Here is a 19,580-nt window from a genome sequence, read left to right as displayed (position 1 = left end):
TGTTTCACGTGAAACATGGGCCGCCGCACCCACGAGGTGCGGCGGCCCTCGGCATGTTCCTGGGTGCGTACGGCAGGATGTGCCCCATGCCCAGTGCAGAAACGACGCCCACACGCGTGCACGAGCCGGAGCCGGTGCGGCCGACCAGGCAGGACGAGGTCGCCGCGGCCGGCAGTGAGCTGATCGGCGGCCCCATCGGACGGCGTGCCCTGCTCGGCACGTCCTGGTGGACCCCCGTACGGGTGGTCGCGCTGGTGGCGATCGGCATGTTCGCCCTCGGCCTGGTCCAGAAGGCACCCTGCTACAACGGCGCCTGGTTCTTCGGTGCCAGTTCCCAGTACACGCATGCGTGCTACTCGGACATTCCGCACCTCTACCAGGGGCGCGGCTTCGCCGACGGGCTCGTGCCCTACTTCGACAAGCTCCCGGGCGACATGGACTACCTGGAGTACCCGGTGCTCACCGGTGTGTTCATGGAGGTGGCCTCCTGGCTCACGCCCGGCAGCGGCAGCATCCAGCATCAGGAGCAGTGGTACTGGTTCGTCAACGCCGGGATGCTGATGGTGTGTGCGGCCGTCATCGCCGTCTGTGTGAGCCGCACCCACGCCCGGCGCCCCTGGGACGGACTGCTGGTCGCCCTGGCGCCCGCCTTCGCGCTGACCGCCACCATCAACTGGGACCTGCTGGCCGTCGCTCTGACGGCCGCGGCGATGCTGATGTGGTCCCGGGGCCGCTCCCTCGCCTTCGGCGTCCTCCTGGGGCTCGCCACGGCCGCGAAGCTCTATCCCGTGCTGTTGCTCGGCCCGCTGTTCCTGCTGTGCTGGCGCGCGGGCAAATGGCGGGACTTCGGCAAGGCCCTGGGCGGCGCGGCGGTCGCCTGGCTCGTCGTGAACCTGCCGGTGATGCTCTTCGCCTTCGAGGGCTGGTCGAAGTTCTACACGTTCAGCCAGGAACGGGGCGTGGACTTCGGCTCCTTCTGGCTGATCTGGGCCCAGAACTCGACCCACCCGCCCACCACCGAGACGGTCAACACGCTCGCCATGGTGCTGATGCTGCTGTGCTGCGGCGGCATCGCGGCGCTCACCTTCGTCGCCCCGCGCCGGCCCCGTTTCGCGCAGTTCGCCTTCCTGATCGTGGCCGCGTTCATCCTCACCAACAAGGTCTACTCGCCGCAGTATGTCCTGTGGCTGGTGCCGCTCGCCGTGCTGGCCCGGCCCAAGTGGCGGGACTTCCTGATCTGGCAGGCGTGCGAGGTGGCGTACTTCCTGGGGATCTGGATGTACCTCGCCTACACGACCAGCGGAGACGCCCACAAGGGCCTGCCCACCCAGGGGTACCACTGGGCGATCGCGGTGCATCTGCTGGGCACGTTGTTCCTGTGCGTCATGGTCGTGCGGGACATCCTCATGCCGGAGCGGGACGTGGTGCGCCGGGCCGGTGACGACGACCCCTCGGGCGGGGTGCTCGACGGGGCGGAGGACGTGTTCGTCCTCGGCGGCGCGGCCCGCCCGCCGCGGCACGCCGGCCACGTCGGCGCGCCGCAGGTGGAGTGGGGAAGCCAGGAACCGTCGGCCTCCGCGGACCGTTCGCTCTGAGCGAACACCGTCCCCCGGCCGACGGGCCACGGGACGGCAGCGGGACGTGGCAAGGGCCGTACACGGAAGCGCGTGTACGGCCCTTCGGTCGTCCGGGGTCGGCGTGGAGGCCGGCTCAGCGGTCCATCAGCCGGTCGAACTGCGTGGTGGTGTGCCGCAGATGGGCCACCAGTTCCTCGCCGACGTGCGGCTCGGGTGCGTCCGACGGCACGAACAGGATCGACACCTGCATGTGCGGCGGCTCGGCGAACCAGCGCTGCTTGCCGCCCCACACGAACGGGGAGAGGTTCCGGTTGACGGTGGCGAGACCGGCCCGTGCCACGCCCTTGGCGCGCGGCATGACACCGTGCAGCGCCTTGGGGGCCTCCAGACCCACCCCGTGCGACGTACCGCCCGCCACGACCACCAGGAAGCCGTCGGAGGCCGCCTTCTGCTGGCGGTAGCCGAAGCGCTCGCCCTTGGCCACGCGCGTCACGTCCAGGACCGCGCCGCGGTACTCGGTGGCCTCGTGGTCGCCCAGCCACAGCCGGGTGCCGATGCGGGCACGGAAACGGGTCTGCGGGAACTGCTGCTGCAGCCGGGCCAGTTCCTCGGCCTTCAGATGGCTGACGAACATCGTGTGCAGGGGCAGCCGCGCCGCGCGCAGCCGGTCCATCCAGCTGATGACCTCCTCGACGGCGTCCGAGCCGTCGGTGCGGTCCAGCGGCAGATGGATGGCGAAGCCCTCCAGCCGGACGTTCTCTATGGCGGCGTGCAGCTGCGGCAGCTCCTGCTCGGTGATCCCGTGCCGCTTCATCGAGGACATCACCTCGATGACCACGCGGGCGCCGACGAGGCCGTACACGCCGTCCACCGACGACACCGAGCGGATGACCCGGTCGGGCAGCGGTACGGGCTCCTCGCCGCGCCGGTAGGGCGTCAGCACCAGCAGGTCACCGCCGAACCAGTCCTTGATCCGTGCGGCCTCGTACGTCGTGCCCACGGCGAGGACGTCGGAGCCCAGCCGTGTGGCCTCCTCCGCCAGACGCTCGTGCCCGAAGCCGTAGCCGTTGCCCTTGCAGACGGGGACGAGACCCGGGAACTGCTCCTGCACGTGCTTGTGATGCGCCCGCCAGCGCGCGGTGTCGACGTAGAGCGTGAGCGCCATGGCCGGACCTGGAACCTTTCTCGTGGCTGCGGTGTATCAGAGGTATGAGAGCTATCGACGGTATCGAAGCCCCCGGCGCGCGGTCAGCGGCGCGACATGTAGATGTCCAGCGCCTTGTGGAGCAGCTTGTTCAGTGGGAAGTCCCACTCGCCGAGGTATTCGGCGGCCTGGCCGCCGGTGCCCACCTTGAACTGGATCAGGCCGAAGAGGTGGTCGGTCTCGTCCAGCGAGTCGGAGATCCCGCGCAGGTCGTAGACGGTCGCGCCGAGCGCGTAGGCGTCGCGCAGCATCCGCCACTGCATCGCGTTCGAGGGCCGGACCTCGCGGCCGATGTTGTCGGAGGCGCCGTAGGAGTACCAGACGTGTCCGCCGACGATCAGCATCGTCGCCGCCGACAGGTTCACCCCGTTGTGCCGGGCGAAGTACAGCCGCATCCGGTTGGGGTCCTCGGTGTTGAGGGCGGTCCACATGCGCTGGAAGTACGACAGCGGGCGGGGCCGGAAGTGGTCGCGCACCGCGGTGATCTCGTACAGCCGCTGCCACTCCTCCAGGTCGTGGTAGCCGCCCTGGACGACCTCGACACCGGCCTTCTCGGCCTTCTTGATGTTGCGGCGCCACAGCTGGTTGAAGTTCTTGTGGACCTCTTCAAGGGAGCGGTTGGCCAGCGGCACCTGGAAGACATAGCGAGGCTGGACGTCACCGAAGCCGGCGCCGCCGTCCTCGCCCTGCTGCCAGCCCATGCGGCGCAGCTTGTCGGCCACCTCGAAGGCGCGGGGTTCGATGAAGTCGGCCTCGATGTCCCGCAGACGCTTCACGTCCGGGTTCTGGATGCCCTGCTTGATGGAGTTGGCCTCCCAGCGCCGGATGATCACCGGCGGGCCCATCTTCACGGAGAACGCGCCCTGCCGCTTGAGATGGGCGAGCATCGGCTGGATCCAGTCGTCCAGATTCGGCGCGAACCAGTTGATGACCGGGCCCTCGGGGAGATAGGCGAGATAGCGCTTGATCTTGGGCAACTGCCGGTAGAGGACCAGGCCCGCGCCGACCAGCTCGCCCGTGCGTTCGTCGAACCAGCCCAGATTCTCGGAGCGCCACTCCGCCTTGACGTCGGCCCAGGCCGGGACCTGCATGTGACTCGCCGCCGGCAGGCTCTGGATGTAGGCCAGATGCTGCTCGCGACTGATGGTCCTCAGGGTCAGGGTCATTCGGGGCGCTCCTCGGGCTGGTGTGTCCCCCTGGGTACAGGGGCTCCGGCTCTCGCGCCGAAGCCTACTGCGCCTTCCCGGCGCCCCGACTGGCCGTACGGGACCTTCGCCCCGGCCTGTGGACCGCCGGTGCGTTCCGTGTCGCGTCACATGAAGTTCGGCCGGTGGTGTCGGCAGGGTCAGAGAAGTCCGCCGAACAGCCCACCGTGCGCCATGCCGATGAAGAAGCCGATGCCCGCGGCACCGAGACCCAGGATCAGACCGAACCGCTCGCGTGTGGTCTCCGAGATCCACTGTCCGAAGGCGCCGGTCAGGATGCCGATCAGGCCGGTCCAGGAGCTGAGCAGGTGCAGACTGTGGAAGAACGACGTGATGAACGCCGTCAGCCCGAGGACCAGCGTCACCCCGAGCATGGTGTCCTGGATCGGATGACGCTTGTCGTCGGTGGCGAAGAGGGATCCGGCGGTGTTGGGTCGCAATGCCTGTGCCATGGGGCACCTCCTGCGGAAGGCGGCGCATCGTAGCGCCTTACACACCCGATGTGTACAGATTGACGGCCCCCGCGACCGGATTTCAACCGGAAGCCGGTGTGCGGGTAGTGTGTACCGTCTGCACCGGTGTCTGCCCGGGCCATGGTGGGGGGAATCCCGGCGGGACCCCCTGATTGTCAGTGGCGGCCGATACCGTTGCGTACGCATCACAACCCTCCTGCCACGGAACGACCGTGGCCGCTGAGTCCAAAGGAGGTGGGTTCCACATGCGTCACTACGAGGTGATGGTCATCCTCGACCCCGATCTTGAGGAGCGTGCTGTCTCCCCGCTGATCGAGAACTTCCTGTCCGTCGTCCGTGACGGCGGCGGCAAGGTCGAGAAGGTCGACACCTGGGGTCGTCGTCGTCTCTCGTACGAGATCAAGAAGAAGCCCGAGGGCATCTACTCGGTCATCGACCTGCAGGCCGAGCCTGCGGTCGTCAAGGAGCTCGACCGCCAGATGAACCTGAACGAGTCGGTCCTCCGGACCAAGGTCCTTCGCCCCGAGACCCACTGAGCCCCGGCTCAGTCGACCTCGGGATTCGAGTAGCAAGCAGCCAGAGCAAACCCGCCGAGAGGTTCCCCATGGCAGGCGAGACCGTCATCACGGTCGTCGGCAATCTTGTCGATGACCCCGAGCTGCGCTTCACCCCGTCCGGTGCGGCGGTCGCGAAGTTCCGCGTCGCGTCCACTCCGCGCACCTTCGACCGTCAGACGAACGAGTGGAAGGACGGCGAAAGCCTCTTCCTGACCTGCTCGGTCTGGCGTCAGGCGGCGGAGAACGTCGCCGAGTCGCTTCAGCGAGGCATGCGCGTCATCGTGCAGGGCCGGCTGAAGCAGCGGTCCTACGAGGACCGTGAGGGCGTCAAGCGCACGGTCTACGAGCTGGACGTCGAGGAAGTCGGCGCCAGTCTCCGCAACGCCACGGCCAAGGTCACCAAGACCTCCGGTGGCGGCCGCGGTGGCCAGGGTGGTTACGGCGGCGGCGGCGGCGGCGGCGGCCAGGGTGGCGGCGGCTGGGGCGGCGGCCCCGGTGGCGGCCAGCAGGGCGGCGGCGCTCCCGCCGACGACCCGTGGGCGACCGGCGCTCCCGCCGGTGGCGGCCAGCAGGGCGGTGGCGGCGGCTGGGGCGGAGGCTCCGGCGGCGGAGGCGGCTACTCGGACGAGCCCCCCTTCTAGGTCTGTGGACCAGGGACGGGCCGTACCCACACTTCTTGATCACACAGGAGAAACACCATGGCGAAGCCGCCTGTGCGCAAGCCTAAGAAGAAGGTCTGCGCTTTCTGCAAGGACAAGGTCACGTACGTGGACTACAAGGACACGAACATGCTGCGGAAGTTCATTTCCGACCGCGGCAAGATCCGTGCCCGCCGCGTGACCGGCAACTGCACGCAGCACCAGCGTGATGTCGCCACGGCCGTCAAGAACAGCCGTGAGATGGCGCTGCTGCCCTACACCTCCACCGCGCGCTAAGGGAAGGGTGACCGACTCATGAAGATCATCCTCACCCACGAGGTCTCCGGCCTCGGTGCCGCGGGCGATGTCGTCGAGGTCAAGGACGGTTACGCTCGCAACTACCTGATCCCGCGGAAGTTCGCGATCCGCTGGACCAAGGGCGGCGAGAAGGACGTCGAGCAGATCCGTCGCGCTCGCAAGATCCACGAAATCCAGACCATCGAGCAGGCCAACCAGATCAAGGCCCAGCTTGAAGGCGTGAAGGTCCGTCTGTCCGTCCGCTCCGGCGACGCGGGCCGCCTCTTCGGTTCCGTCACCCCGGCCGACATCGCTTCCGCGATCAAGGCGTCCGGTGGCCCCGAGGTCGACAAGCGCCGCATCGAGCTGGCCGCCCCGATCAAGACCCTGGGCGCCCACGAGACGTCCGTGCGTCTGCACCCCGAGGTGGCCGCCAAGGTCAGCATCGAGGTCATCGCGGCCTGATCACCGCGCCCTGGAAGCAGTCACGGAAGGGGTCGCACCCGTCACGGGTGCGACCCCTTCCGTATGGGCCTCTCTGGGCGATCGGTGGCGGGAGGGCGCGTTTCACGTGAAACGCGGCCACCCGCTGTGTTTCACGTGAAACGGTCAGCGGGTGGCACCCGTGACGATCCAGCGGCCCGAACGGGAACGCAACCAGAGCGTCAGCATGCGGACCGTCATCATCAGCGTCATGGCGGCCCAGATCGCGGTGAGCCCACCGCCGAGTACGGGAACGAGCAGGGCGACCGGGGTGAACACCGCGAGCGTGAGCACCATGGCCCCGGCGAGATAGGGGCCGTCCCCCGCGCCCATCAGAACGCCGTCCAGCACGAAGACCACCCCACAGATCGGCTGCGACAGCGCCACGACGAGCAGTGCGGGCAGCGCGGCGTCCCGGACGACGGAGTCACCGGTGAACAGGGGAAGAAAGAGCGGGCGCGCCACGACCACCAGCAGTCCCAGGGCCAGACCGACCGCGATGCCCCACTGCACCATCCGGCGGCAGGCGTCCCGGGCTCCCTGGGGATCGTCCGCGCCCAGATAGCGACCGATGATGGCCTGGCCGGCAATCGCTATCGCGTCGAGGGCGAAGGCCAACAGGCTCCAGAGCGACAGAACGATCTGGTGGGCGGCGATATCGGCATCTCCCAGGCGGGCCGCGACGGCCGTCGCAATCATGAGAATCGCCCGCAGCGAGAGCGTACGGACGAGCAAGGGGAGGCCGGCTTGGGCGGAGGCTCTGATGCCGGCGGCGTCGGGCCGTAGCGGTGCGCCGTGCTCGCGCGCGCCCCGGATGACAACGACGAGGTAGACCGCTGCCATCCCACACTGGGCGATGACCGTGCCCCAGGCGGACCCTGCGATGCCGAGCCCGGCGCCATAGACGAGTCCGGCGTTGAGGGCCGCGTTGGCGATGAAGCCCGCCACCGCGACATAGAGCGGGGTCCTGGTGTCCTGGAGGCCGCGCAGCACACCGGTGGCGGCGAGCACGACCAGCATGGCCGGGATACCGAAGGAGGAGATGCGGAGGTAGGTGGTCGCATACGGTGCCGCGGTGGCCGAGGCGCCGAGGAGATCCACGATGGCCGGTGCCAGGGGCAGAACGACGGCGATGACGGCGAGTCCCAGCAGCAGTGCAAGCCAGATGCCGTCCACGCCCTGGCGGATGGCGGCCTGGAGGTCGCCCGCGCCGACCCTTCGAGCCACCGCCGCCGTGGTGGCATAGGCGAGGAAGACGAAGATGCTCACGGCGGTCGTCAGGAGTGCCGAGGCGACGCCGAGGCCGGCGAGCTGGGCCGTGCCCAGATGGCCGACGATCGCGCTGTCCGCCATGACGAACAGGGGCTCGGCGACCAGTGCGCCGAAGGCCGGAACGGCCAGTGCGACGATCTCTCGGTCGTGCTGTCGGCGGGTGTCCTCGGGTATGGCGGAAGCCTGTGGCATGAGCGCTAATCTAATCGTCCACAGGTAAGAGATGCAAACGGCTTGTGGTCCTTACTTCAGATGTCACGGAGTGTGCTCTCGTGCACGGTTCGAAGCGATCTTGGTCCGACTGGGGAAGTTTTTCTTCTGCACAGCCGGTGGATGGGAAAGTCGCAGGTCAGGGCCGTTTCCATAAGGGGTGCGGAGGCTTGTTCACAGGGCTGTCCACCGCGTCGTGCACAGGTTTTGCCGAGTTCTCCACAGCATCGGGGCCGTCGTCCACATGGCCTGTGGATAACCAGATTGGCTGACGGTGCCGTGGGGCCTAACGTGGTCCGGCGCCCGCTTGCCTCACCGACCTCGGAACCCTCACAAAACCGACGCGGCAGAACCGGAGTTGGGCGTCCTATTTGTCAGTGCCGTGCCGTAGAAATGAGGGGCACGGCGAGGTCCGCGCGGCGGACGGGAGGAGGTGGCTCGGTGAGCATTTCCGAGCCCTTGGACGACCCGTGGGCCGACAGCGGACCCAGCGATCGTCTGCCCGCCTCCCGCCGTCGCGGCGACGCCGGCCCGAGCCGGGACGAGCAGCATGAACGGGGCCGGGAGAGCGGCGGCTGGGACGGCGGCGGTTCGTCGTTCGAGCGGGTGCCGCCACAGGACCTCGACGCCGAGCAGTCCGTCCTCGGCGGCATGCTGCTGTCCAAGGACGCCATCGCCGATGTCATCGAGGTCCTCAAGGGCCACGACTTCTACAAGCCCGCGCACGAGACGATCTACCAGGCGATCCTCGATGTCTACGCGAAGGGCGAACCGGCCGACCCCATCACCATCGCCGCGGAACTCACCAAACGCGGTGAGATCAACAAGGTCGGCGGCGCGTCGTATCTGCACACCCTCGTCCAGACCGTGCCGACGGCGGCGAACGCCGAGTACTACGCGGAGATCGTCCACGAGCGGGCGGTCCTGCGCCGGCTGGTCGAGGCGGGCACCCGCATCACCCAGATGGGATACGCGGCCGACGGGGACGTCGACGAGATCGTCAACCGGGCCCAGGCCGAGATCTACGCGGTCACTGAGCAGCGCACCAGCGAGGACTATCTGCCGCTCGGCGACATCATGGAGGGCGCCCTCGACGAGATCGAGGCGATCGGCTCGCGCAGCGGCGAGATGACCGGGGTGCCCACCGGGTTCACGGACTTCGACTCCCTGACGAACGGTCTGCACCCGGGCCAGATGATCGTCATCGCGGCGCGACCCGCCATGGGCAAGTCGACGCTGGCGCTGGACTTCGCACGGGCCGCCTCGATCAAGCACAACCTGCCGAGCGTCATCTTCTCGCTCGAAATGGGCCGCAACGAGATCGCGATGCGTCTGCTGTCCGCCGAGGCGCGCGTCGCCCTGCACCATATGCGGTCCGGGACGATGACCGACGAGGACTGGACCCGGCTGGCCCGCCGTATGCCGGACGTCTCGGCCGCCCCCCTTTACATCGACGACTCCCCGAACCTGTCGATGATGGAGATCCGCGCCAAGTGCCGTCGGCTGAAGCAGCGCAACGACCTCAAGCTGGTCGTCATCGACTACCTCCAGCTGATGCAGTCCGGCGGCTCCAAGCGGGCCGAGAGCCGTCAGCAGGAGGTCTCGGACATGTCCCGCAACCTCAAGCTGCTCGCCAAGGAACTGGAGCTTCCCGTCATCGCGCTCTCCCAGCTCAACCGTGGCCCCGAGCAGCGCACCGACAAGAAGCCGATGGTCTCCGACCTGCGTGAGTCCGGCTCCATCGAGCAGGACGCCGACATGGTCATCCTGCTGCACCGCGAGGACGCCTATGAGAAGGAGTCACCCCGCGCGGGCGAGGCGGACCTGATCGTCGCCAAGCACCGAAACGGCCCCACGGCGACCATCACGGTCGCCTTCCAGGGCCACTACTCACGATTCGTGGACATGGCCCAGACCTGACCTGTCGCTTGTAGGGTCTCAGATTTCGTGGCCAAATCTCATGGGCGATGGCCAAGCGATGGCACTTCTGACACGAATCTGAGACTGGCAGGTCAAGCCTGTCCCGTCGCATCGAATCGCGGCTTGTCGCAGTGAGTTGAGTACCGAACGTGCGGTGTGCGGGGCTGGGACAGGTTTGAGTGAGACGGTGTCCCGCTTTGGGGTGGCTCTTGTCTCGCTACAGGTGGCTTGTCTCATTCCCGTGGACACCGTCCTGGTGTGGACGATCAGGTGGAGTCGCAGAGCGGCGGGGACAGGGCAGCCGGTTTTGAGGTGGCCTGGGTCCAGAGCGGTGTCGAGGTACGCAGATCGCTGACGGACGTGGCGGAGGTGGCCTTCGAGGGGGTGGCTTCGGTACGGTGACGCCCGCGACGGCCTGAACAGGTGGTTCACCAGCGAGAACAGCAGTGAGCCCTTTCGGCAGAGGTGGAACCGTCGGCTCGACGTGCTGGGCGAGGACCCCTTCGGTGATCGCCACCGCCCCTCCGACGCCCGGGTCGAACTGGTCACCTACCCCGAAGCCGTCGTTCTCACCGGCTTGTTCGCCTCGCATACTGGCGAGACCATCCCCAACTGCCGGCCGAAGCAGCACAACGACTCAACATCGCCCCCATCAGCTTCCGCTGCATGAGATGGTCATCGCCACGATCGGGAAGGGGCGGTGATCTCACTCCCCGCCTGTCAGTGTCGATCGTCATCATGGGAGACATGACCAACCCGAACCTGACCACCGGCAGCATCTGGCGGCTCCACCACGGCGACCAGGAGATTGCCCGGCTGACCGTGACCGGCGCCGATATGCCCTGGACGCACGCCGAAGTCGAGACACTTCCTGGTTTTGAAGAGTTCCGTCCCCTCTTCAGTGAGCAAGAGCGAGCTGCCGACGAGGAGGACTGGGAGCGGGCCGACGCCTGCTACACCCAGATCCGCAGTGCGCTCACCCTGACGTTTCCCGACGGCGGCCCGGTCGCCGAGTTCATGCTGCACATCCACGACGACGGCACCGCCGGCTGGCGATGGCACGACGAGCCCTTCGACGCGGTGAATTCGTGACGACCTGGGTTCGCTGCTTCTGGGACGAAGAAGCCGTCTGGTTCTACTTCGAGCTGGATGCCGATGGCTATGTGATCCGGTCTGACCGCGGAACCACCCATCTCCGAGTGGGAAGGGCACGACCCGCAGTCGTCGTCGGCCGATGAGTTCGGGATCGTTTGGTCGACCGCCCGCGGTGAGCTTCAGGATCGTCAGCGCCCCTGTTCCTGAGCACGTCCACTACTGCGGCTTCCGACCAGGAAACTGCCGTCTTCAATGCGAAACCGGCCGTCAAGCGTCTCGCCGACCTGACAAGGTCCTGCTCAGGCGGCATCACCCTCGCCATGATCCATGAGACGCGCCAACACCACCGCCCACGCGTCTTCGCGACGCCACGTCACTGCCCCCAGCAAGTCGCGGTTGAACCTGTCACCCCGCAGGTCAACGGCCTCGCCCCTGCAAGATCTGATGAGCCGGGACAAAGCCTCTCACTCGTATCGGGCCCTCCGGCTGGCACCGACAGATCCCCACCCCAAAATCGATTGACGGCGGTTGCAGAATCTCTGTCATGGGGACGGACATCAGCGGTTTTGTCGAGTGCCGAGCATGGCACCTCCACGAGGAGGACGAGGACTCGGTTTGGAGAGCCGCCATCGACCTCTTCTTCCTCAACATCACCCGGAACTACGACGCGTTTGGCTGCCTCTTCGGAGTCCGCAACTACGCGAACTTCCGACCGCTGGCCGCAGACCGAGGACTGCCAGTCGATGCATCGGAGACTGTTCGTGCCGAACTCGATCAACTTGCCCAGTGGCCGGACCAGGCATACGGCACCACCTGGATCACCTGGGCCGAGATCAAGGAGGTCGATTGGGGCGAGCCGGCTGAGAAGGCAGACAGCCGACTCCACCAATACCGGCAGACTCCGGATGGGCTCAGGTTGACGGGGAAGTCTGCCTGGAGCTCTGGCTTCGCACAAGCCGTCGGCCTTCCTGCACAAGTGCCGGGCGAGGCTCAAGGGTGGCCCGAGGGGAGTGAACGGCTCATCGGCGACACTCTCTACAGGTCTGAGAAACTCCGCCGACGAGATGCCGTCCCGGAGACCGGCGAGTGGAAACCGGTCTGGGCGGTCATGGAGGCGCTCGCATCGCAGCACGGAGATGACAACGTGCGGCTCGTCGTCTGGTTCGACAACTGAGTAGGCCCAGGCACGAGTTCTACCCGCAGCTCTTGCTGAGGAAATGCCACCCGTCCTGAGACAAGAGCGGTCGGTGACGTCGTGAGACAGCCGGAGGACTCACTGGTCAGCACGATGCCCTGGGACATGAGCTGCGAGGTCGTACACGGCGGTCCGCCGACGGCGCCGAGGGGCGGTGCGGAAATGGGCTCGACGTGTGTGTCCTGAGCGGATGGACTGGGGGCATGACGACATCTCCAGAAGAACTGCTCCCCGCCACACGGCGGTCGCTGCTGCACCGGATCGCCGTCGCGCAGGCCGAGGGGCGGGCGCCCTCGCTGGTGGCGGCGGTCGTGCGGGACGGACGGGCCGTGTGGCACGGCTCCCGGAGCTCGATGGACGGGCACGCACCGGACGAGAACGTGCAGTACAGGATCGGGTCCATCACCAAGACATTCACGGCTGTCCTTGTGCTGCGGCTGCGTGACGAGGGCGCGCTGGACTTGGGCGACCCGCTGGAGAAGCATCTGCCGGGCACCGGTGCGGGGGCGGCCACCATCGCCGAACTGCTGGCGCACACGGGCGGGTTGGCGGCCGAGTCGCCGGCTCCTTGGTGGGAACGGACCCCCGGCGCGCTGCGCCCCGAGCTGAGCGATGTGCTCGGTGAAAAACCACTCCTGCATCCGGTTGGCCGGCGGCACCACTACTCGAACCCGGGCTACACGCTGCTCGGCGCCCTGGTGGAGGAGGTGCGCGGCGCCCCCTGGGAGGAGGTGCTTCACCGGGAGGTGCTGGAACCCCTCGGCCTGGACCGGACCGGCGCCCAGCCCCGCGCCCCGCATGCGGGCGGCTGGGCCGTCCACCCCTGGGCCGATGCCCTGTTGCCCGAGCCGGTGGAGGATCTGGGCCGGATGGCGCCGGCCGGTCAACTGTGGTCCACCACCGGCGACCTGGCGCGGTTCGCGGTCTTCCTCGCCCAGGGGGACGACCGGGTGCTGAGCGCGGACACCGTGCGGGAGATGCGGACGCCCGCGGCACCGGCCGAGGCGGCCGATGTCATGGACGGCGCCACCTATGGTCTCGGCCTGCAGATCCAGCACCGTCATGGTCGGCTGCTGGTGGGGCACTCCGGGTCGCTTCCCGGCTTCCTGGCCAATCTCACGATCGGCGTCGCGGACGACGTGGCCGCCGTGGTGCTGGCCAACTGCACCTCCGGGCCGCTGCTCGGCACGGTGGGCGCCGATCTGGTGCGGATCGTCGCCGAGGCCGAGCCGAGGATCCCCGAGCCATGGCGGCCGTTGCGTGAAGTCGATCCATCGGTACTGGAGTTGGCGGGCCCGTGGTACTGGGGCACGCAAGGCTATGGCCTGCGGGTGACGGCCGATGGGCGCCTCTCACTGAGCCCGCTGTCCGGCCAGGGCCGCAGCGCGCGCTTCCGGGCCAACGGTGACGGCACCTGGACCGGGCTGGAGGGCTATTACCACGGGGAGCTTCTGCGGGCCGTACGGCGCCCGGACGGGTCGGTGAGCCATCTGGACCTCGGCTCGTTCGTGTTCACGCGGCAGCCGTACGACGACGGCGCCACCGTACCCGGCGGGGTGGATCCCGAGGGATGGCGGGGGATCGTTTAGTCGGCCTTGTCCGGGGTGGTCTGTTTCACGTGAAACAGACCACCCCGGTAGCTCAGAGCTGAAGCTTGAAACCCGTGTGTGAGGCGACGAATCCAAGCCGCTCGTAGAAACGGTGCGCGTCGGTGCGTTTGTTGTCGGAGGTCAGCTGCACCAACTGGCAGTTCTGGCGGCGGGATTCCTCGATCGCCCACTCGATGAGGCGCGTGCCCAGACCGCTGCCGCGCGCGTCGGCATGGATGCGTACGGCCTCGATGATCGACCGGGTGGCACCGCGCCGCGACAGTCCCGGGATGATCGAGAGCTGGAGAGTGCCGACGACACGGCCGTCCTGCACGGCGACGACCAGGTGCTGGTTCGGATCGGCGTCGAGCCGCTTCAGCGCGGCCAGATACGGCGCCAGATCATCCGGGGACTCCCGCTGAGCCCCCATCGGATCGTCGGCGAGCATGCCGACGATGGCGGGGACGTCGTCGGCGACGGCGGTGCGTATCGCGAGATCTGCCATACCCGCACCCTATGCGGGCACCTTCAGTGACTCGACGACCCTTACGAGCGGGGCCAGTTCCGGATTGGCGGCCGCCTCGTCCAGGGCTTCGCGCAGCGCCGCGTCATTGGTCGGCCGTGCCTGCGTGAGCAGGGCGAGTCCCGCCTCCGTGACGTTCGTGTAGATGCCGCGCCGGTCGGTCGGACACAGATAGCGCTCCAGCAGGCCACGGTCCTCAAGCCGGGTGACCAGCCGGGTGGTGGCGCTCTGGCTCAGGACCACCGCGTCGGCGACCTGCTTCATCTGCAGATGACCCCCCTCGCCGTCGTGCTGCCGGCTGAGCACGTCGAGCAGCGAGTACTCGCGCACGCTCAGATCGTGCCCGGCCTGCAGGGCGCGCTCGATGTGCGCCTCGATCCTCCCGTGCAGCAGGGAGAGGGCGCACCAGCCCTGGGCAAGGGCGGTGAGCGAGGGGTCGGTCGCTGTCATGGCGTTTCCTCCGTCCCGGAGCGGCTGAGACCAGGATAGAGCAGCCCCGCAATTGCCTGCGGTTGCATATAGCCCGCGTCTGCAACTATTGTGGTCGCACGCAAAGCGCATCTGCAATCGTCAGGGAAGGGTTGTCCCCTCATGCCTCTCGCGCTCCTGGCCCTCGCGATCGGGGCCTTCGGAATCGGAACGACCGAATTCGTGATCATGGGTCTGCTGCCCGAGGTGGCGGGCGACTTCGGCGTCTCCATCCCCACCGCGGGCCTGCTCGTGACCGGCTACGCGCTCGGCGTGGTGATCGGCGCCCCGCTGATGACCGTGCTCGGCACCAAGGTTTCGCGCAAGCGGATGCTGATGCTGCTGATGGGCCTGTTCATCGCCGGGAACCTGTTGTCCGCCCTCGCTCCCGCCTTCGCGGTCATGCTGATCGGGCGGGTGATCGCCTCCCTGGCCCACGGCGCGTTCTTCGGCATCGGATCGGTCGTCGCCGCGGAGCTGGTCGCCCCGAACAAGAAGGCCGGGGCCATCGCGATGATGTTCACCGGGCTGACCGTCGCCAATGTCGTCGGTGTCCCGCTGGGCACGCTCATCGGGCAGCACGTCGGCTGGCGGGTGACCTTCGGTGGCGTCGCGGCCCTCGGTGTCGTCGGCCTGGCCGGCATCGCCCGGCTGGTGCCCGAGATGCCCAGGCCCGAGGGGGTGCGCCTGCGCCACGAACTGGCCGCCTTCAAGAACGCCCAGGTGCTGCTCGCCATGGCGATGACGGTCCTCGGCTTCGGCGGGGTCTTCGCGGCCATCACCTACATCGCGCCGATGATGACCCATATCACCGGCTTCGCGGACGGCTCCGTCACCTGGCTGCTGGTGCTCTTCGGCCTCGGCATGGTCGCCGGCAACCTCATCGGTGGCAGGTTCGCGGACCGCGCCCTGATGCCCATGCTGTATGTCTCCCTGGGCGCCCTGGCCATCGTGCTGGCCCTGTTCACGGTCACCGCGCACCACAAGATCGCGGCGGCCGTGACCATCGCGCTGATCGGAGCCCTGGGCTTCGCCACCGTGCCGCCGCTGCAAAAGCGCGTCCTCGACCAGGCACACGGTGCTCCCACGCTGGCCTCGGCCGTGAACATCGGGGCCTTCAACCTGGGCAACGCCCTCTCCGCCTGGCTCGGCGGCATCGTGATCTCGGCGGGCTTCGGCTACACCGCCCCCAACTGGGTCGGCGCCGCCCTCGCGGCGGCCGCGCTGCTGCTCGCTTTCCTCTCGGCCGTACTGGAGCGCCGAGGCCCCGCCGCCGGCACCGTGCTCGCGGGCGGCACGCCCACCACCCGACGGACGGCCGTCCACCACTGAGCCGACCTCGGCCGGGAACGAAACACGCCTTCCGCAACACCTTACGGAGAAACCCCATGAGCAGCACCACTGCCGTCGCCCCGCTCACCACCCAGGACGCCGAGACCCTGATCAGCGCGGCCCGTGCGGCGGCCGAGGCCGCCGGAGTCACCGTCAGCGTCACCGTCCTGGACGCGGGCGGCCATCTGCTCGCCTTCCGCCGGGACGACCGGGCGGTGCTGATCTCCGGGGAGACCAGCACCCGCAAGGCGTACACCGCGCTCCAGCTGAACGCGCCCACCGCCGACCTGGTGGACGCCGTACAGCCCGGCGGGCTCTTCCACACCCTGCCCACCGCGCTCGACCGGCCCCTGCTGTTCATCGCGGGCGGTGTCCCGGTGCACCGCGACGGTCGGCTGATCGGCGCGATCGGCGTGGGCGGCGGTGCGCCCGAGCAGGACCACAGCCTTGCCCTCACCGCCGTCGGCGCGCTCGCCTGAGCGCTCCTCGCGCCCCGGACAGCGCCGGCTCCCGCATCGCAGCGGGAGCCGGCGTTCGTCGTCCGTGGGCGTTCCTCAGCCCGCCGCCACGGTCAGCGGCGCGAACCGTCGGGTCCAGTCACCGGGCAGATCCGTGGTGCCGTATGTCATCACCGCGTTGAAGGCCACGGACGTCAGCCCGCGTTCCCTCGCCCAGGTCAGCAGCTCCTCGTGCCGTACGTCGATGTCGGTGCGCAGCGGGCGGTCGGTGTGGGCGGCGAGGGCGGCGATCAGGGCCTTCGCGGTCTCCGTGTCGCGGGCGATCAGCGGACCGACGACATGGGTGTCCATATTGGGCCAGGCGCCCGCGTAGCCGATGATCCGGCCGTTGTCCTCGGCGACGTACAGCCGGTCGGCGAAGGCGGGGAGCCGGGTGATGACGGGGGTGCGGTCGACGCCGAACACCTCCTCGTCGAGCCGGACGATCGAGGCCAGGTCCTCGGCGGTGGCCGCACGGGTCGCGACCGGGGACGGCGGCCCCAGGGGGCTGAAGCGCCCGCGTACCATCTCCGCGCGACCGGTGACCTTGAAGCCCAACTCCTCGTACAGGGGGCGGCCGTACGGCGTCGCGTACAGCGTCAGGGGTGTGGTCCCCATCGTTGAAACGACATGGCGCATCAGCCGGCGTCCCACGCCCTGGCGGGCGTGCCGCTCGGCGACCAGAACCATGCCGACGGCAGCGAGGTCGGGGTGGTCCTGAGGGCCGTACTCCGTGACGACACAGGCGGCGACGAGACCGCCGTCGGGGTCATCGATGCCGTGCCCCCTTCCTGCCGTGAGGAGGAAGCCCCACTTGTGTTCCTCGCGAGGCCACCCCCGATCCTCTGACAAGTCGGCGCAGGCGCTGAGATCGCGGGGCGTCAGGCGACGGATGGGCAAGGAGGCGAGGGAAGGAGTTGGCACGCAGGTCAGGCTGTCCGAACAGCACCCCTGACGTCTACCTGTTTCGGGTAGACACACGTTCTTTTGGCCATGGCGTAGTCGTCGGCATGGTGAGCCGATACGGATGTTTCACGTGAAACCGGGATCGAGATCAGGACGGGCCGGCGCAGGCCCCCTGGCAGCGGGCGGGATGAGATCTGCTGGATGCCGATGAATTGGTGCGCCGCGCCCGGTAATTGAGGGAATCCATGGTTCGCCCGTTGTTCGATTCGTGAGGGAGGAAGGAGGGACTTGTGTGCACGGCGGCTGCCGGTATGGTCGACTCCGGTTCATGTCCGGGGTGGGTTCACACCGCTCGGAACGCGACGCTGTGGTGGCTTCACCGGCCGCCGGGGCGAAGCGAGAAGGCAAGCCGTCCGCGGGGAAAGCAGGCGCTTTCCGATCGAGGAAGTGCGCGGACGGACCGAAAGATGTTCGAGGCGAGGCACACCATGGACGCTCCGACCACCACGTCGGCGGACAACCGCACTTCCGGCGGGGGCGGCTGGTTCACGCCCCGCCGAATGCCGCCGGCCGCGCCCTCGGGCGGCGATCAGGAGCCGCGGGAGGGCCGTCGACCGGCCGTGTTGCGACCGGTGGGCCGCCGCTCGACGGAGACCCGTGAGCACCCGTCCGTGACCACCCCCGCCGCTCCTGCCCCCGGCGCGTCGCCCTCCGGATCTTCGTCCCCAGCCCCGTCCTCCCCAGACCCGTCCCCTCTGGGCTCGTCCTCCCCAGACCCGTCTTCCCCGGGCTCATCCGCCGCGGGCTCGCCGGCCCCAGGCTCGTCACCCCCCGGTTCGTCGTCCCCCGGCTCGCCGACCGCCACGGGCGAGGCTCCGGAGGCGGTGGGCGACACGCCACCGGCCGCCGAGCGAATACCGGGGCCCGACTCCTCACCCTTCGAGGTGCCGGCCACCCCGCCCGACCCGCCGCAACGCCAACAGCGTGTGCCCGCGCAGCGCTCCGCCCCCCTGTCCCCGCCGGCCTCACCGGACGCCCTTCTCATCCGCCGCACCATGGCCGAGGTCGGCCCGGTCGCCGACAAGGTCACCTCGTACTTCTACGCGCTCCTCTTCGTGCGCCATCCCGATCTGCGGCAACTGTTCCCGGCCGCGATGGACACTCAGCGGGACCGGCTGCTGAAGGCTCTGCTGACCGCGGCCGAACACATCGACGACACCCCCGTCCTCATCGACTATCTGCAGCACCTCGGCCGTGGCCACCGCAAGTACGGCACCCGGGCCGAGCACTACCCGGCCGTCGGCGAGAGCCTGATCGGCGCGCTGACCAAGTACGCCTCCGCCGTCTGGGACACGGAGACGGAGGCGGCGTGGGTGCGGGCGTACACGACGATGTCGCAGGTGATGATCGACGCGGCGGCCCTGGACGAGATGCGCTCCCCGGCCTGGTGGCACGCGGAGATCGTCAGCCATGAACTCAGGACACCCGACGTGGCGGTCGTCTCCGTCCGCCCGGACCAGCCCTATCCCTTCCTCGCCGGGCAGTACACCAGCCTGGAGACCCCCTGGTGGCCGCGGGTCTGGCGGCACTACTCCTTCGCCTCGGCGCCCCGTTCGGACGGGCTGCTGACGTTCCATGTGAAGGCCGTCCCCGCGGGCTGGGTCTCCAACGCCCTCGTGCACCGCGCCCGCCCGGGCGACACCATCCGGCTCGGCCCGCCGGCCGGCTCGATGACCGTCGACCACACCACGGACAGCGGTCTGCTCTGCCTCGGCGGTGGCACCGGCATAGCGCCCATCAAGGCGCTCGTCGAGGACGTAGCCGAGCACGGCGAGCGCCGCACGGTCGAGGTGTTCTACGGCGCCCGCACCGACCACGATCTGTACGACATCGACACGATGCTCCGGCTCCAGCAGGCCCACCCCTGGCTCTCGGTCCGGGCGGTCATCGACCAGCAGGCGCATCTCCGGCTCCCCGACGCCATCCGCGAATACGGCCCCTGGAACGAGTACGACGCCTATCTCTCGGGGCCGCCCGGGATGATCCGCAGCGGGGTCACCATGCTGCGGAACGCGGGCATCCCCGCGGAGCGCATACGGCACGACTCAGTCGAGGAACTTGTCGCCGTCGGGGACTGAA

Annotated in this window: 20 protein-coding genes; 13 read left to right on the top strand and 7 right to left on the bottom strand. The window is 68.6% G+C overall.

Features of this window, described 5'->3' with window-relative positions:
* The first annotated feature begins 86 nt into the window (after nt 1–86).
* Nucleotides 87–1,595: a glycosyltransferase family 87 protein gene (locus AC27LF_RS11890; RefSeq protein ID WP_479656910.1), complete on the top strand. Its 1,509-nt coding sequence runs from the start codon at nt 87–89 to the stop codon at nt 1,593–1,595.
* 115 nt (nt 1,596–1,710) lie between these two features.
* Here the strand turns inward: AC27LF_RS11890 and AC27LF_RS11885 are convergent, their stop codons facing one another.
* The 3 genes from AC27LF_RS11885 to AC27LF_RS11875 form a co-directional block, all read right to left on the bottom strand.
* A complete protein-coding gene (locus AC27LF_RS11885) occupies nt 1,711–2,742 on the bottom strand; it encodes an alanine racemase (protein ID WP_479656909.1) in 1,032 nt (343 codons plus the stop codon).
* Between the two features lie 83 nt (nt 2,743–2,825).
* The gene (gene femX / locus AC27LF_RS11880) at nt 2,826–3,947 is read right to left on the bottom strand and encodes a peptidoglycan bridge formation glycyltransferase FemX (protein WP_479656908.1); all 1,122 of its coding nucleotides are present in this window, start codon (nt 3,945–3,947) and stop codon (nt 2,826–2,828) included.
* 179 nt (nt 3,948–4,126) lie between these two features.
* Entirely contained in the window at nt 4,127–4,438 is a 312-nt protein-coding gene (locus tag AC27LF_RS11875) for a hypothetical protein (protein WP_479656907.1), read from the bottom strand.
* Between the two features lie 266 nt (nt 4,439–4,704).
* Between AC27LF_RS11875 and rpsF the strand changes: the two genes are divergently transcribed.
* The 4 genes from rpsF to rplI all read left to right on the top strand — a co-directional run bounded on the left by rpsF (nt 4,705) and on the right by rplI (nt 6,416).
* Nucleotides 4,705–4,995 carry a 30S ribosomal protein S6 gene (rpsF, locus tag AC27LF_RS11870; protein ID WP_004985983.1) on the top strand — a complete coding sequence of 97 codons (291 nt, stop codon included), beginning with the start codon at nt 4,705–4,707 and terminating at the stop codon, nt 4,993–4,995.
* Nucleotides 4,996–5,063: 68 nt separating this feature from the next.
* Nucleotides 5,064–5,657, top strand: coding sequence for a single-stranded DNA-binding protein (locus tag AC27LF_RS11865; protein ID WP_479656906.1), 594 nt, complete (start codon nt 5,064–5,066; stop codon nt 5,655–5,657).
* A gap of 57 nt (nt 5,658–5,714) precedes the next feature.
* Entirely contained in the window at nt 5,715–5,951 is a 237-nt protein-coding gene (gene rpsR, locus AC27LF_RS11860; RefSeq protein WP_003949403.1) for a 30S ribosomal protein S18, read from the top strand.
* An 18-nt stretch (nt 5,952–5,969) separates the two neighbouring features.
* A complete protein-coding gene (rplI, locus tag AC27LF_RS11855) occupies nt 5,970–6,416 on the top strand; it encodes a 50S ribosomal protein L9 (protein ID WP_479656905.1) in 447 nt (148 codons plus the stop codon).
* Nucleotides 6,417–6,560: 144 nt separating this feature from the next.
* Here the strand turns inward: rplI and AC27LF_RS11850 are convergent, their stop codons facing one another.
* Complete coding sequence (locus AC27LF_RS11850) at nt 6,561–7,898, bottom strand: MATE family efflux transporter (protein WP_479656904.1); 1,338 nt, start codon at nt 7,896–7,898, stop codon at nt 6,561–6,563.
* Nucleotides 7,899–8,357: 459 nt separating this feature from the next.
* Between AC27LF_RS11850 and dnaB the strand changes: the two genes are divergently transcribed.
* The 5 genes from dnaB (at nt 8,358) to AC27LF_RS11825 (ending at nt 13,715) form a co-directional block, all read left to right on the top strand.
* A complete protein-coding gene (gene dnaB / locus AC27LF_RS11845; RefSeq protein WP_404023718.1) occupies nt 8,358–9,836 on the top strand; it encodes a replicative DNA helicase in 1,479 nt (492 codons plus the stop codon).
* Nucleotides 9,837–10,094: 258 nt separating this feature from the next.
* A complete protein-coding gene (locus AC27LF_RS11840; protein ID WP_479656903.1) occupies nt 10,095–10,238 on the top strand; it encodes a hypothetical protein in 144 nt (47 codons plus the stop codon).
* Between the two features lie 345 nt (nt 10,239–10,583).
* Nucleotides 10,584–10,928: a hypothetical protein gene (locus AC27LF_RS11835; RefSeq protein ID WP_479656902.1), complete on the top strand. Its 345-nt coding sequence runs from the start codon at nt 10,584–10,586 to the stop codon at nt 10,926–10,928.
* Between the two features lie 547 nt (nt 10,929–11,475).
* Nucleotides 11,476–12,105: a hypothetical protein gene (locus AC27LF_RS11830; protein ID WP_479656901.1), complete on the top strand. Its 630-nt coding sequence runs from the start codon at nt 11,476–11,478 to the stop codon at nt 12,103–12,105.
* A gap of 224 nt (nt 12,106–12,329) precedes the next feature.
* Complete coding sequence (locus AC27LF_RS11825) at nt 12,330–13,715, top strand: serine hydrolase domain-containing protein (RefSeq protein WP_479656900.1); 1,386 nt, start codon at nt 12,330–12,332, stop codon at nt 13,713–13,715.
* A gap of 52 nt (nt 13,716–13,767) precedes the next feature.
* Here AC27LF_RS11825 and AC27LF_RS11820 read toward each other — a convergent pair whose 3' ends face one another.
* Nucleotides 13,768–14,220, bottom strand: a complete 453-nt coding sequence (locus AC27LF_RS11820) for a GNAT family N-acetyltransferase (protein WP_479656899.1) — start codon at nt 14,218–14,220, stop codon at nt 13,768–13,770.
* A 9-nt stretch (nt 14,221–14,229) separates the two neighbouring features.
* Nucleotides 14,230–14,688, bottom strand: coding sequence for a MarR family winged helix-turn-helix transcriptional regulator (locus AC27LF_RS11815; RefSeq protein WP_479656898.1), 459 nt, complete (start codon nt 14,686–14,688; stop codon nt 14,230–14,232).
* Nucleotides 14,689–14,829: 141 nt separating this feature from the next.
* Here AC27LF_RS11815 and AC27LF_RS11810 point away from each other — a divergent pair, with 141 nt between their 5' ends.
* The gene (locus AC27LF_RS11810; protein WP_479656897.1) at nt 14,830–16,038 is read left to right on the top strand and encodes an MFS transporter; all 1,209 of its coding nucleotides are present in this window, start codon (nt 14,830–14,832) and stop codon (nt 16,036–16,038) included.
* A gap of 56 nt (nt 16,039–16,094) precedes the next feature.
* Nucleotides 16,095–16,517 (top strand): GlcG/HbpS family heme-binding protein, encoded by a 423-nt coding sequence (locus tag AC27LF_RS11805; protein ID WP_479656896.1) that lies wholly within the window; start codon nt 16,095–16,097, stop codon nt 16,515–16,517.
* Between the two features lie 75 nt (nt 16,518–16,592).
* On the opposite strand, the gene AC27LF_RS11800 is transcribed toward AC27LF_RS11805, so the two are convergent.
* Nucleotides 16,593–17,459, bottom strand: coding sequence for a GNAT family N-acetyltransferase (locus AC27LF_RS11800; protein WP_479656895.1), 867 nt, complete (start codon nt 17,457–17,459; stop codon nt 16,593–16,595).
* Nucleotides 17,460–17,908: 449 nt separating this feature from the next.
* Here AC27LF_RS11800 and AC27LF_RS11795 point away from each other — a divergent pair, with 449 nt between their 5' ends.
* Complete coding sequence (locus AC27LF_RS11795) at nt 17,909–19,579, top strand: globin domain-containing protein (RefSeq protein WP_479656894.1); 1,671 nt, start codon at nt 17,909–17,911, stop codon at nt 19,577–19,579.
* The last annotated feature ends 1 nt before the right edge of the window (nt 19,580 follow it).

The organism is Streptomyces diversicolor (assembly GCF_057537855.1).
Note: the sequence above shows the minus strand (reverse complement) of the source record. Positions and strands in the feature narration are given on the sequence as shown.

Coding starts and splice junctions, on each gene's coding strand:
- AC27LF_RS11875 (WP_479656907.1), bottom strand. CDS start 4,438: ATGGCACAGGCATTGCGACCCAACACCGCCGGATCCCTCTTCGCCACC.
- AC27LF_RS11890 (WP_479656910.1), top strand. CDS start 87: ATGCCCAGTGCAGAAACGACGCCCACACGCGTGCACGAGCCGGAGCCG.
- AC27LF_RS11815 (WP_479656898.1), bottom strand. CDS start 14,688: ATGACAGCGACCGACCCCTCGCTCACCGCCCTTGCCCAGGGCTGGTGC.
- rpsR (WP_003949403.1), top strand. CDS start 5,715: ATGGCGAAGCCGCCTGTGCGCAAGCCTAAGAAGAAGGTCTGCGCTTTC.
- AC27LF_RS11865 (WP_479656906.1), top strand. CDS start 5,064: ATGGCAGGCGAGACCGTCATCACGGTCGTCGGCAATCTTGTCGATGAC.
- femX (WP_479656908.1), bottom strand. CDS start 3,947: ATGACCCTGACCCTGAGGACCATCAGTCGCGAGCAGCATCTGGCCTAC.
- rpsF (WP_004985983.1), top strand. CDS start 4,705: ATGCGTCACTACGAGGTGATGGTCATCCTCGACCCCGATCTTGAGGAG.
- rplI (WP_479656905.1), top strand. CDS start 5,970: ATGAAGATCATCCTCACCCACGAGGTCTCCGGCCTCGGTGCCGCGGGC.
- AC27LF_RS11885 (WP_479656909.1), bottom strand. CDS start 2,742: ATGGCGCTCACGCTCTACGTCGACACCGCGCGCTGGCGGGCGCATCAC.
- AC27LF_RS11805 (WP_479656896.1), top strand. CDS start 16,095: ATGAGCAGCACCACTGCCGTCGCCCCGCTCACCACCCAGGACGCCGAG.
- AC27LF_RS11830 (WP_479656901.1), top strand. CDS start 11,476: ATGGGGACGGACATCAGCGGTTTTGTCGAGTGCCGAGCATGGCACCTC.
- AC27LF_RS11850 (WP_479656904.1), bottom strand. CDS start 7,898: ATGCCACAGGCTTCCGCCATACCCGAGGACACCCGCCGACAGCACGAC.
- AC27LF_RS11825 (WP_479656900.1), top strand. CDS start 12,330: ATGACGACATCTCCAGAAGAACTGCTCCCCGCCACACGGCGGTCGCTG.
- AC27LF_RS11820 (WP_479656899.1), bottom strand. CDS start 14,220: ATGGCAGATCTCGCGATACGCACCGCCGTCGCCGACGACGTCCCCGCC.
- AC27LF_RS11795 (WP_479656894.1), top strand. CDS start 17,909: ATGTTCGAGGCGAGGCACACCATGGACGCTCCGACCACCACGTCGGCG.
- AC27LF_RS11810 (WP_479656897.1), top strand. CDS start 14,830: ATGCCTCTCGCGCTCCTGGCCCTCGCGATCGGGGCCTTCGGAATCGGA.
- AC27LF_RS11835 (WP_479656902.1), top strand. CDS start 10,584: ATGACCAACCCGAACCTGACCACCGGCAGCATCTGGCGGCTCCACCAC.